Raw genomic sequence first — 12,322 nt, forward strand, 5'->3', positions numbered from 1 at the left:
CATCAGTGCCGCCATCGGCATCGCCGCCGGCGCCTTGCAGGGCTATTACGGCGGCTGGGTCGACCTGCTCGGTCAGCGCATTCTGGAAGTGTGGTCCGGACTTCCGGTGCTGTACCTGCTGATCATTTTGTCCGGCTTTGTCGAACCGAATTTCTGGTGGCTGTTGGGGATCATGGCGCTGTTTTCCTGGCTGGCCCTGGTGGACGTGGTGCGCGCCGAGTTCCTGCGCGGGCGCAACCTGGAATACGTCAAGGCCGCACGCGCCCTGGGCCTGGGCGATGGCAAGATCATTCGCCGGCATATCCTGCCCAACGCCATGACCGCCACCTTGAGCTACCTGCCGTTTATCTTGACCGGGGCAATTTCAACCTTGAGCGCCCTGGATTTTCTCGGGTTCGGCATGCCCGCCGGCAGCGCGTCCCTGGGCGAACTGATTGCTCAGGGCAAGCAAAACCTGCAAGCGCCCTGGCTGGGCCTGACGGCATTTTTCACCTTGGCGCTGATCCTGTCGCTGCTGGTCTTTATCGGCGAGGCATTACGTGATGCCTTCGACCCACGCTCATGAGTAATTGCGTATGAACCTGATCGAGATCCGCGACCTCAGCGTCGCCTTCAGCGGCCAGACCGTGGTGAGCAAACTGTGCCTGGACGTGCGTCCTGGCGAATGCCTGGCCTTGGTCGGCGAGTCGGGTTCGGGCAAGTCGGTAACCGCCCACTCGATTCTGCAATTGCTGCCAGACGCGGGCACGCACACCACAGGCTCGGTGAAGTATCGCGGCCAGGAGCTGATCGGCGCGTCGACGGCCACGTTGCAAAAGCTGCGCGGCAACCGTATTGCGATGATTTTCCAGGAGCCGATGACCTCGCTCAACCCGCTGCACAGCATCGAAAAACAGATCGGCGAAACCCTGCTGCTGCACAAGGGCCTGGGCGGCAAGGCGGCGCAGTCACGCATTCTTGAGCTGCTCGAACTGGTGGGCATCCAGAAACCCCAGGAGCGCCTCAAGGCTTACCCGCATCAACTCTCCGGCGGCCAGCGCCAGCGGGTGATGATCGCCATGGCCCTGGCCTGCGAGCCGGAGCTGCTGATTGCCGACGAACCCACCACCGCGCTGGACGTGACCGTGCAGCGCAAGATCCTGCTGCTGCTCAAGTCGTTGCAACAACGCCTGGGCATGTCGCTGCTGCTGATCAGCCATGACCTCAACCTGGTGCGCAGCATTGCCCAGCGTGTGTGTGTAATGCGCGCCGGGGAGATTGTCGAGCAGGCCGACTGCGAGACGCTGTTCACTGCGCCGCAACACCCCTACAGCCGCCTGCTGCTGGATGCCGAGCCGTCCGGCGATGCGCTGTGCAGTGATGAACGTGAGACGGTGTTGCAAGTCGACGACCTGAGCGTGCAATTCCCCCTCGGCGGCGGGCTGTTCAGGCGCAAAACCTGGCTACGCGCAGTCGACGGCATCAGCCTTAGCGTGCAGCGCGGCAAAACCTTGGGGATTGTCGGCGAGTCCGGCTCGGGCAAATCCACCCTCGGCCAGGCGATCCTGCGCTTGCTCGATTCCACCGGCAGTATCCGTTTTCAGGGTGAAGCCCTCGACCCGCTGAACAACCAGCAGATGCGCCCATGGCGCAAGCAGATGCAGGTGGTGTTCCAAGACCCGTTCGGCAGCCTCAGCCCGCGCATGTCGGTGCAACAGATCATCAGCGAAGGCCTGGAAGTGCACGCGCCGTGCAGCCTGGCCGACCGCGATGCGCAAGTGATCCAGGTGCTCAAGGACGTGGGCCTCGACCCCGCCAGCCGTCATCGTTACCCCCATGAGTTTTCCGGTGGCCAGCGTCAACGCATCGCGATCGCCCGCGCCTTGGTGCTCAAGCCTGCGCTGATGCTGCTGGATGAACCGACCTCAGCCCTCGACCGCACCGTGCAGAAACAAGTGGTGGCGCTGTTGCGTGAACTGCAGGAAAAATACGGCCTGACCTATCTGTTTATCAGCCACGACCTGGCGGTGGTGCGGGCCATGGCCCACGACATGATCGTGATCAAGGACGGCAAGGTGGTGGAGCGCGGCGCGAGCCATGTGGTGTTCGACGCGCCGCAACATCCCTACACCAAAGAGCTGCTGGCGGCGGCGCACATTCCCTTGTAGGCGCTGGCTTGCCTGCGATGGCGATCTTGAGGACGCCATCGCAGGCAAGCCAGCTCCCACAGGACCGTATTCCAATCATATTTTGCGTTGGCAGTGTGAGCATGAACATCAGCGACAGCCTCAAGGACTACCAGCAGGTTCGCGGCCTGGCCATCCAGTCGCTGTTCGAGATCATCGAGCAGTCCAGCGAAGGCACGGTGATTGTCGATCGCGACGCGAATATCGTGTGGATGAACGAGCGCTACGCCAAACGTTTTGGTCTTAAAAGCGCCGATGAAGCCATCGGCCAGCCGTGCGAGCAGGTGATTTCCAATAGCCTGTTACGCCAGGTGGTGCGCAACGACCAGCCGATTCTGCTGGATATCCAGGACACGCCCAAAGGCCCGCTGGTGGTGATGCGCCTGCCGATCCACGATGACGCAGGCGTGGTGATCGGCGCGATTGGATTTGCGCTGTTCGATGAGCTGCGCAACTTGTCGCCGCTGATCGAGCGCTACCTGAGCATGCAGCAGGAGCTGGCCTCCACCCGTTCGCTGCTGCGCTCGCGCCAGAGCAAATACAACTTCGCGCATTTTATTGGCACCAGCGCCGCCAGCCTGGAAGTCAAACGCCGGGCACGACGCAGTGCGAGTGCGGAGTCGCCCGTGTTGCTGCTGGGCGAAACCGGCACCGGTAAAGAGTTGCTGGCCCAGGCCATCCACGGCGCATCAACGCGCGCCCATAAAGCATTTGTCAGCATCAACAGCGCGGCCATTCCCGGCGACCTGCTCGAAGCCGAGTTCTTCGGCACCGCACCGGGCGCCTTCACCGGCGCCGACCGCAAGGGCCGCCCCGGCAAGTTGCAAATCGCCCAGGGCGGCACGCTGTTCCTCGATGAAATCGGCGACATGCCACTGCCGCTGCAAAGCAAACTGCTGCGGGTGTTGCAGGAAAAGGAATACGAGCCGGTGGGCTCCAACGAAATGGTGCACAGCGATGTGCGGGTGATTGCCGCCACGTCCATGGACCTGGAAGCGGCGATCAAGCGCGGCGAATTCCGGGCGGACTTGTATTACCGCCTGAACGTGCTGCCGATCCAGGTGCCGCCGTTGCGTGAGCGCCTGGAAGATATTCCGGCGTTGAGCGAGGCGATTCTTGAAGAGTTGCGCAGCCAGCATGAGCTTGACCGCGAAGCCTTGGCGTTGCTGGCGCAGCACGCGTGGCCGGGGAATATCCGTGAACTGCGCAACGTACTGGAACGCGCGGCGTTGTTGAGTGATGACCTGGTGCTGGATGCCGAAGAGATTCGCGCGGCGATCGGCACGTTCAGCCCGGTGGCCCGTGGGCGGGTGGAGACGGTCGAGGGCGAGACATTTGCGGCGGCGCGGGAGCGCTTTGATCGGGAGGTGATTGCGGCGGCACTCAAGGCCTGTGAAGGCAATGTGGTGGAAGCCGCCAAGCGGTTGGGGCTGGGTAGATCGACCCTGTACAAAAAAATGGTGGCATTGGACATGAGCGAGTCTCAATAAATAGACACAATTCCAAAAACAAAGACAGTCCACCGGGGGAGCTGGCTTGCCTGCGATAGCGGCCCATCAGTCAATACCTATTGAACTGAACCACCGCTATCGCAGGCAAGCCAGCCCCCACTTTTGATCCTTGTCAGTCTCAAAAAAGAGACAATCTCAAGAATTGCACCCGCACAAAATAATAATATCTATATATTTCAACAACTTAGTCAATTGGCACACATCTCGCTATAGCCCCTCTCCAACGCACCATCCCCACAAAAATAACAATTCGATCTGGAGACACACCATGAGTGTGATCATTGCCCTGGCAGCCCTCGCGCTGCTGATGCTGGCTGCCTACCGTGGCTACAGCGTGATCCTGTTTGCCCCCATCGCCGCCCTCGGCGCCGTGCTGCTCACCGACCCGTCCGCCGTCGCCCCCGCGTTTACCGGGGTGTTCATGGAGAAAATGGTCGGCTTCATCAAACTGTATTTCCCGGTGTTCCTGCTCGGCGCGGTGTTCGGCAAGCTGATTGAGCTGTCGGGCTTTTCGCGCTCGATTGTGGCCGCCGCCATCCGCTTGCTTGGCACGCGCCAGGCGATGCTGGTGATTGTGCTGGTCTGCGCCCTGCTCACCTACGGCGGCGTGTCGCTGTTTGTGGTGGTGTTTGCGGTGTACCCGTTTGCGGCGGAGATGTTCCGCCAAAGCAACATTCCCAAGCGCCTGATCCCGGCGACCATCGCCCTCGGTGCGTTTTCGTTCACCATGGACGCCCTGCCCGGCACGCCGCAGATCCAGAACATCATCCCCAGCACCTTTTTCAACACCACCGCCTGGGCAGCGCCGTGGCTGGGTTTGATCGGCACGGTCTTCGTGTTCTGCACCGGCATGCTCTACCTGGCGCGCCAGCGCAACAAGGCACAACGCGCCGGTGAAGGTTATGGCACCGAGCTGCGCAACGAACCGGAAACCGCCGACAACCTGGCGCTGCCCAACCCGTGGGTCGCGCTGTCGCCGCTGATTCTGGTGGGCGTGATGAACCTGCTGTTCACCCACTGGATCCCGCAGTGGTACGGCAAGACCCACAGCCTCAGCCTGCCGGGCATGAGCGCGCCGGTGACCACCGAAATCGCCAAGCTCACGGCGATTTGGGCAGTGCAGGCGGCGTTGCTGGTGGGCATCGTCATGGTGCTGGTGTTCGGCTGGTCGGCGATCAAAAGCAAGCTCGCCGAAGGCAGTAAAAGCGCGGTCAGCGGCGCGCTGCTGGCGGCCATGAACACCGCCTCGGAATACGGCTTTGGCGCGGTGATCGCCTCGCTGCCGGGCTTTCTGGTGCTGGCGGACTGGCTCAAGGGCATCCCCAACCCGCTGGTCAACGAAGCGATTACCGTGACCCTGCTGGCCGGTATCACCGGCTCTGCCTCCGGCGGCATGAGCATCGCCTTGGCGGCCATGTCCGAGAGCTTTATTTCGGCGGCCCATGCGGCCAATATCCCCCTTGAAGTGCTGCACCGGGTTGCGGCCATGGCCAGTGGCGGCATGGACACCCTGCCCCATAACGGCGCGGTGATCACGCTGCTGGCGGTCACCGGGTTGACCCACCGCGAAGCCTACAAGGACATCTTCGGCATCACGATCATCAAGACCCTCGCGGTGTTCGTGGTGATCGGTACTTTCTACGCCACTGGCATTGTGTGAGGTTTTCATGACGACTTTGAATGGCAAGACCGCCCTGGTTACCGGCTCTACCAGCGGCATCGGCTTGGGCATCGCACTGAGCCTGGCCAAGGCCGGCGCCGACCTGATCCTCAACGGCTTCGGCGACGCCAGTGCGGCGGTCGCCCAGGTGCAGGCGTTCGGCGGCAAGGTCGGGCATCACCCGGCGGACGTCAGCGACCCGGCGCAAATTGCCGACATGTTTGCCTACGCCGAGCGCGAGTTCGGCGGCGTCGACATTCTGGTCAACAACGCCGGTATTCAGCACGTGGCGGCCGTGGAAGACTTCCCGGTGGAACGCTGGGATTCGATCATCGCGATCAACCTGTCGTCGGTGTTCCACAGCACGCGCTTGAGTTTACCGGGCATGAAGGCCAAGGGCTGGGGGCGCATCGTCAATATCGCCTCGGTGCATGGTTTGGTCGGTTCGGTGGGCAAGGCGGCCTATGTGGCGGCCAAACACGGCGTCATCGGATTGACCAAGGTGGTGGGCCTGGAGACCGCCACCGGTAACGTCACCTGCAATGCCATCTGCCCAGGCTGGGTGTTGACCCCGCTGGTGCAGAAGCAGATTGATGATCGCGCGGCCAAGGGCGTTGATCCGCAGCAGGCGCAGCATGATTTGCTGGCCGAGAAACAGCCATCGCTGGAGTTTGTGACGCCGCCACAGCTGGGTGAGTTGGTGTTGTTCCTGTGCAGTGAAGCTGGCGCCCAAGTGCGCGGCGCCGCGTGGAATATCGATGGCGGCTGGCTGGCCCAGTAAATCAGGCACTGAAGATCACATGTGGGAGCTGGCTTGCCTGCGATAGCGGTGGGTCAGTAACCAATGAGCTAACTGACCCACCGCTATCGCAGGCAAGCCAGCTCCCACAGTTTCGACCTGTGTTGGCTGGAGGTTTTGTACAAAAACAAGAGATTGCGCAAATGTCCGAGATCCTCTGGCAACCCTCCCCCGAACGCATCGCCAACACGCGAATGGAGCAGTTCCGGCGCTTCATCAACCAACGCTACGGCGTGCAGCTGCGCGACTACCCAGCCCTGCACCAGTGGAGCATCGACCAGCGCCCAGCCTTCTGGCAGGCGATCGTGTCCTTTTTCGACGTACACTTTCGCAGCCCGCCCAGCACCACACTGATCGAAGGCGCGGCAATGCCCAGCGCCGAGTGGTTCCCCGGCGCGACCCTGAACTTTGCCGAACACCTGCTGCGCCGTCGGGATGCTCACCCGGCGGTGGTGGCGGTCAGCGAAGAGGGCCAGCGCGAACAACTGACCTATGCCGAACTGGCCGAGCATGTCGCAGGCTTGCAGCGCAGCTTGCGGGCGGCCGGTGTGACCCAGGGCGACCGCGTGGCTGCGTGCATGCCCAACACCTGGCAAACCCTGGTCGGCATGCTTGCCACCACCAGCCTGGGCGCGATCTGGTCGTGCTCCTCGCCGGACTTCGGCACCCAAGGCGTGATCGACCGTTTCGGCCAGATAGAACCCAAAGTGTTGATCACCTGCGCGGGCTACCGCTACGCCGGCAAAAACATCGACCAAAGCGCCAAACTCAATGAAATCCTCGAACGCCTGCCGTCCCTGGAACAGTTGATCATCGTGCCGTATGCCCGGCCCCAGGCGCGCAGCGAGGACTACCGCACCCACGCCAGGGTTGTACTGTGGAACGACTTCTACCAACCCGGCGGCGAGCCTGAATTTGTCCCGGTGCCGTTCGATCATCCGCTGTATATCCTGTACTCCAGCGGCACCACGGGCGTACCCAAGTGCATCATCCACGGCACCGGCGGCGTGCTGCTCACCCATCTAAAGGAACACGGACTGCACGCCGACCTGTCGCGCGAAGACTGCCTGTTCTACTACACCACCTGCGGCTGGATGATGTGGAACTGGCTGGTGTCAGTGCTGGCCCTGGGTGCCACGGCGGTGCTGTATGACGGCTCGCCGTTTCACCCCGGCCCCGAGCGGCTGATCGACCTGATCGACGCGGAAAAAATCAGCGTATTCGGTACCAGCCCCAAGTTTCTCGCCACCCTGGAAAAGGCCGGCCTGCAACCGCGTCTGAGCCACGACTTAGGCAGCCTCAAAGGCCTGATCTCGACCGGCTCGCCGCTGTCGCCGCAGAGTTACGACTATGTGTACCGCGAGATAAAGGCCGAGTTGTGCCTGTCGTCAATGTCGGGCGGCACCGATATCGTCTCCTGCTTTGTGATCGGCAACCCGGTGCTGCCGGTGCGGCGCGGCGAAATGCAGTGCAAGAGCCTGGCCATGGCCATCGAAGTGTGGGACGACCAGGGCCAGCCGCTGGTCGGGGAAAAAGGCGAGCTGGTGTGTACCCGGCACTTTCCGGCCATGCCGATTGGCCTGTGGAATGACCCCGACCAGAAAAAACTGCGGGCTTCGTATTTCAGCCAGTTCCCCGGCGTGTGGGCCCAGGGCGACTACGCCGAGCAGCGCCCCAATGGCAGCCTGCTGATTCATGGGCGCTCCGACGCGGTGCTCAACCCCGGCGGTGTGCGCATCGGCACCGCAGAAATTTATCGCCAGGTGGAAAAAGTCCCGCAGGTCCTGGAAAGCCTGGCCATCGGCCAACGCTGGCAGGACGATGTGCGGGTGGTGTTGTTTGTGCGGCTCAACGAAGGCGTCACGCTGGATGACGCGCTGGAGCAGCAGATTCGTCAGGTGATCCGCGCCAACACCACGCCGCGCCATGTCCCGGCGAAGATCCTCGCCGTCGGCGACATACCGCGCACCATCAGCGGCAAAATCGTCGAACTGGCGGTGCGTAATGTGGTGCATGGCGAGCCGGTCAAAAACACCGATGCCCTGGCAAACCCGCAGGCGCTGGAACAGTTTCGCAACCGCCCTGAGCTGGCGGACGGATGAAAGGTTTCAGCTCTGACGCACTGATTTGAAGACAACCCCTCAATGCATGCTATTTTTCGAGGGGTAGTCAGCCGTTCCCGTCTCGCGGGATAATCGGCTGTTGTCGTATTTCAAAGTGTCAGGTGCAGGGCTTTTTCATGAATGGAACATCCACCGGTAGCGAAGCCGCCGCATTGATTGCGCGGCTGAACTGGGCGCAAAGCCCGCTCGGTGAGGCCGATGACTGGCCACAAAGCCTGCGCACAGCCGTCGATATCGTCGTCCATTCACCGATGCCGATGCTGCTGTTGTGGGGCAGCCAGCTCACCCAGCTCTATAACGACAGCTTCGCCGTGCTCGCGGGCAACAAGCATCCCGAGGCGCTGGGCCAACCGGCCCATGACACCTGGCCGGAGCTTGAGAGTTTTACTGCGCCGATCTACGACGCGGTGCTCGGCGGCCAGGTGCGCACCTTCAGCGAACAGCGCTTTGTGCTGCAACGCAATAACCGCGACACCGAAATCTGGCTCGACCTCACCTACAGCCCGGTGCGCGACGAAGGCGGCAGCGTGGCCGGGATCTTGGTCACTGCCATCGAGACCAATGAGCGGCGCAGCAAAACCCTCGAACTGCAACAGCGCTCCGAGGACAGCCTCAAGGCCCAGCACAACAGCGAACAACGTCTGCAACTGGCACTGGCGGCAACCGATGCGGTGGGCACCTGGGACTGGGATATCGGCGAAGACCGCTTTATCGCCGACGCCCACTTTGCCCACTTGCACGGTGTCGACCCGCAAGACGCCGGCCTGCTCCCCATCAGCGACTACCTGCACGGCGTTCACCCCGAAGACCGCGGCATGGTCGCGCGCAGCATCAAGCATTGCATCACCTTCGGCACCGAATACGCCGAGGAATACCGCCTGCTGCAGGCCGATGGCCAGGTGCGCTGGGTGTTTGCCCGCGGCCGCTGCTACAAGGACCACCAAGGCCGCCCGGCGCGTTTCCTGGGGGCCGCGCTGGACCTGACCGAGCGCAAGCAGACCGAACAGGCGCTGCGTCAAAGCCAGACCGAGCTGCAACTGATCATCAACGCCATGCCGGTGCTGATCGGTTATGTCGACCACGAGCAGCGCTTTCGCCTCAACAATAGCGCCTACCTCGATTGGTACGGCATGACGCCCCAGGAGCTGTACGGCAAAAGCATCCGCGAAGTACTCGGCGACGAGGTGTATGCCGGGCGCGCGGACAAGATCGACGCCGCGTTGCGCGGCAAGGCCTGCAGCTTCATGACCATCACCCCGCACCGCGACGGCCGGCCGCGCCATGCGCTGATGAAGTACTTGCCGCGCTTCAGCAATGACGGCTCGGTGAATGGTTTCTACATTTTTGTGATCGATGAGACCGAACGCAAACTCACCGAAGAAGCCCTGCGCCACCTCAACGAAAACCTTGAAGAACGCGTGGCCCAGCGCACCCAGGCATTGGCCGAGGCCAACCAGCGCCTGCAAAACGAGATGTTCGAGCGTGAGCGCGCCGAAGACGCACTGCGCCATGCACAAAAAATGGAAGCGGTCGGCCAGCTCACCGGCGGTATCGCCCATGACTTCAACAATATGCTCACCGGCATTATCGGCAGCCTGGACTTGATGCAGCGCTATATCGCCGCCGGGCGCAGCGACGAAATCGGCCGTTTTACCGATGCGGCCGTGTCGTCCGCCCATCGCGCGGCCGCCCTCACCCACCGGCTGCTGGCCTTCTCCCGCAGGCAGTCGCTGGACCGCCGGCCACTGGACCCGAACGAGCTGGTGGCGTCCCTGGAAGATTTGTTCCGTCGCACCAAAGGCGCGCATATCACGCTCAAGGTGCAATTGGGCAAAGATATCTGGCCGGTCAACACCGATGCCAGCCAGCTGGAAAACGCCTTACTCAACCTGGTGATCAATGCTCGCGACGCGATGCCCGACGGCGGCGAATTGCGCATCGAAACTGCCAACAGTTACCTGGACGGCACCGACATCACCACGCTGGAGCCGGTCAAGGCCGGCGACTACGTGATGCTCGGCGTCTGCGACAACGGCACCGGCATGGCGCCGAAGATTCTCGCCAAGGCCTTCGACCCGTTCTTCACCACCAAGCCCATCGGCCAGGGCACCGGCCTGGGGTTGTCGATGATCTACGGCTTTGCCCAGCAATCCGGCGGCCATGTGACCATCCAAAGCGAACCCGGCCAGGGCACCTGCGTGCGCCTGTACCTGCCGCGGTTGCACGGCACCGCGCTGGAAAGCAACCTGCCGCCGCATTTGGGCGAAGCGCCGCTGGCACTCGCCGGTGAAGCGGTGGTGGTGGTCGAGGATGACCCGGCGGTGCGCATGCTGGTGGTCAATGTGCTCGCCGAGCTGGGCTACACCGCTCACCAGGCGGCAGATGCGCGCACCGCGCTGCCGCTGCTGGAATCGGACCTGCGCGTGGACCTGCTGGTCACCGATGTCGGCCTGCCGGGCATGAACGGCAGGCAACTGGCCGAAATCGCCCGTCAGCACCGGCCTGGCCTGCGCGTATTATTCATGACCGGTTACGCTGAACAAGCCGCCGAGCGCCAGGGCTTCCTGGAGGACGGCATGGACATGGTGGCCAAGCCGTTTTCCATTGATCTGCTGGCGACTAAAATCCGCAGCATGATCAACGTCGACGAATGAGTTCAGGCATAATCGCGCGCCGTCGCACACCTGGTAGAACCTTATGAAAGCCCAAGCCCGTCATATTCTGGTGAAAACCAGCGAAGAAGCCGAACAGCTCAAGCAGCGCATTGCCAAGGGCGAAGCGTTTGATGTGCTGGCCAAAAAGTACTCCACTTGCCCCTCCGGCAAGCGCGGCGGTGATTTGGGTGAAGTGCGGCCTGGGCAGATGGTGGGGGTTATTGATGCGGTGATCTTCAAGAAGCCGGTGAAAGTGGTGCACGGGCCGATCAAGAGCAAGTTTGGTTACCACCTGGTGCAGGTGTTTTACCGCGACTGAGGGGTTGGCTCAGGACCGCTATCGCAGGCAAGCCAGCTCCCACACTTGAGCGCATTTCAACTGGAAAAATTCAGTCAAATGTGGGAGCTGGCTTGCCTGCGAACCGCCGCAGGCGGCCATTCACCGCGCAATCAAAGCCCCGGGCACCTGAATCACCCTACTCGCCAACCGATGCCCGGCCAACGCCGCCTGTTCAGGCGAGCCGCCCTTGAGCCGACTGGCCAAATACGCCGCACTGAACGAGTCCCCCGCCGCCGTCGTATCCACCACCTTCTCGACCTTCAGCGCCGGCACTGCAAAGCGCTCGCCATCACAACGGATCAAGCACGCATCCGCGCCACGCTTGAGCACCACTTCTGCAATCGCCGGGTACGCCGCGAACACCTGCTCGCTGTTGGCATAACCAAACAACGCGCGCTCGTCATCCTCGGTCAGCAGGGCGATATCCACCTCGGCCAACACCTGGTGATACGCCGCGCGCGCCGCGTCGACACTCGCCCACAGGCGCGGGCGATAGTTGTTGTCGAACACCACCTTGCCACCGCGCCGGCGCGTTTCGATCAGGGTTTGCAGCAAGCGCTCACGCCCGACTTCGCCCAATACCGCCAGGGTGATGCCACTGAAATACACCACGTCGTAGTCCGGCAACGCAGCCAGGATCGGCTCGGCTGCCGGCGTGGTAAAGCAGTCGCGCACAGCGGCTTCGTTGCGCCAGTAGAGGAATTTGCGTTCACCATTGGCGTCGGTCTGGATGCAGTACAACCCCGGTAGACGCCCGGGCAGGCGCTGGACCATGCCCAGGCCAAGGCCTTCGGCGGTCCATTGCTGGCACATGGCATCGCTGAAACTGTCATCGCCCAGGGCGGTCACGTAGTCGACCGTGCCAACGGCACCCAACTCGCGGCGCAGGTACACCGCCGCGTTCAGGGTGTCGCCGCCGAAGCTCTGTTGCAGGCTGCCATCGGCGCGGTGTTGCAGTTCGATCATGCATTCGCCGATCAGGGCGATGCGCGGGTTTGTGTTCATGCCTTGGGTCTCTCGGTGTGCTGGAGGGCCTCATCGCAGGCAAGCCAGCTCCCACAGCTGGAATA

General features: G+C 62.4%; 9 protein-coding genes. 8 read left to right on the plus strand and 1 reads right to left on the minus strand.

What is annotated here, in order from left to right:
* The 8 genes from GIW28_RS20735 to GIW28_RS20770 form a co-directional block, all read left to right on the plus strand.
* Positions 1-565, plus strand: a 565-nt coding sequence (locus GIW28_RS20735) for an ABC transporter permease subunit (RefSeq protein ID WP_236490408.1), incomplete at its 5' end; no start/stop codon positions are given.
* Positions 566-575: 10 nt separating this feature from the next.
* Complete coding sequence (locus GIW28_RS20740) at positions 576-2,147, plus strand: ABC transporter ATP-binding protein (protein ID WP_017136941.1); 1,572 nt, start codon at positions 576-578, stop codon at positions 2,145-2,147.
* Between the two features lie 101 nt (positions 2,148-2,248).
* Positions 2,249-3,655: a sigma-54 interaction domain-containing protein gene (locus GIW28_RS20745; protein WP_176992023.1), complete on the plus strand. Its 1,407-nt coding sequence runs from the start codon at positions 2,249-2,251 to the stop codon at positions 3,653-3,655.
* Between the two features lie 289 nt (positions 3,656-3,944).
* Positions 3,945-5,336 (plus strand): GntP family permease, encoded by a 1,392-nt coding sequence (locus tag GIW28_RS20750; RefSeq protein WP_017134627.1) that lies wholly within the window; start codon positions 3,945-3,947, stop codon positions 5,334-5,336.
* A gap of 7 nt (positions 5,337-5,343) precedes the next feature.
* Positions 5,344-6,117: a 3-hydroxybutyrate dehydrogenase gene (gene hbdH / locus GIW28_RS20755; protein WP_099549137.1), complete on the plus strand. Its 774-nt coding sequence runs from the start codon at positions 5,344-5,346 to the stop codon at positions 6,115-6,117.
* 161 nt (positions 6,118-6,278) lie between these two features.
* Positions 6,279-8,237 (plus strand): acetoacetate--CoA ligase, encoded by a 1,959-nt coding sequence (locus GIW28_RS20760; RefSeq protein ID WP_236447060.1) that lies wholly within the window; start codon positions 6,279-6,281, stop codon positions 8,235-8,237.
* 137 nt (positions 8,238-8,374) lie between these two features.
* Complete coding sequence (locus GIW28_RS20765; RefSeq protein WP_236447059.1) at positions 8,375-10,912, plus strand: PAS domain-containing hybrid sensor histidine kinase/response regulator; 2,538 nt, start codon at positions 8,375-8,377, stop codon at positions 10,910-10,912.
* A 43-nt stretch (positions 10,913-10,955) separates the two neighbouring features.
* Positions 10,956-11,231, plus strand: coding sequence for a peptidylprolyl isomerase (locus tag GIW28_RS20770; protein WP_010564624.1), 276 nt, complete (start codon positions 10,956-10,958; stop codon positions 11,229-11,231).
* A 120-nt stretch (positions 11,232-11,351) separates the two neighbouring features.
* Here the strand turns inward: GIW28_RS20770 and GIW28_RS20775 are convergent, their stop codons facing one another.
* Positions 11,352-12,257, minus strand: a complete 906-nt coding sequence (locus tag GIW28_RS20775) for a sugar kinase (protein WP_236447058.1) — start codon at positions 12,255-12,257, stop codon at positions 11,352-11,354.
* Positions 12,258-12,322: the final 65 nt, after the last annotated feature.

Source organism: Pseudomonas sp. PA-5-4B, assembly GCF_021606215.1.
In the GTDB taxonomy this organism is placed as follows: domain Bacteria; phylum Pseudomonadota; class Gammaproteobacteria; order Pseudomonadales; family Pseudomonadaceae; genus Aquipseudomonas; species Aquipseudomonas edaphica.

Bases quoted from the DNA above. Each gene is read 5' to 3' on its own strand.
- GIW28_RS20740 (WP_017136941.1), top strand. From the start codon at position 576: ATGAACCTGATCGAGATCCGCGACCTCAGCGTCGCCTTCAGCGGCCAG.
- GIW28_RS20745 (WP_176992023.1), top strand. From the start codon at position 2,249: ATGAACATCAGCGACAGCCTCAAGGACTACCAGCAGGTTCGCGGCCTG.
- GIW28_RS20750 (WP_017134627.1), top strand. From the start codon at position 3,945: ATGAGTGTGATCATTGCCCTGGCAGCCCTCGCGCTGCTGATGCTGGCT.
- hbdH (WP_099549137.1), top strand. From the start codon at position 5,344: ATGACGACTTTGAATGGCAAGACCGCCCTGGTTACCGGCTCTACCAGC.
- GIW28_RS20760 (WP_236447060.1), top strand. From the start codon at position 6,279: ATGTCCGAGATCCTCTGGCAACCCTCCCCCGAACGCATCGCCAACACG.
- GIW28_RS20765 (WP_236447059.1), top strand. From the start codon at position 8,375: ATGAATGGAACATCCACCGGTAGCGAAGCCGCCGCATTGATTGCGCGG.
- GIW28_RS20770 (WP_010564624.1), top strand. From the start codon at position 10,956: ATGAAAGCCCAAGCCCGTCATATTCTGGTGAAAACCAGCGAAGAAGCC.
- GIW28_RS20775 (WP_236447058.1), bottom strand. From the start codon at position 12,257: ATGAACACAAACCCGCGCATCGCCCTGATCGGCGAATGCATGATCGAA.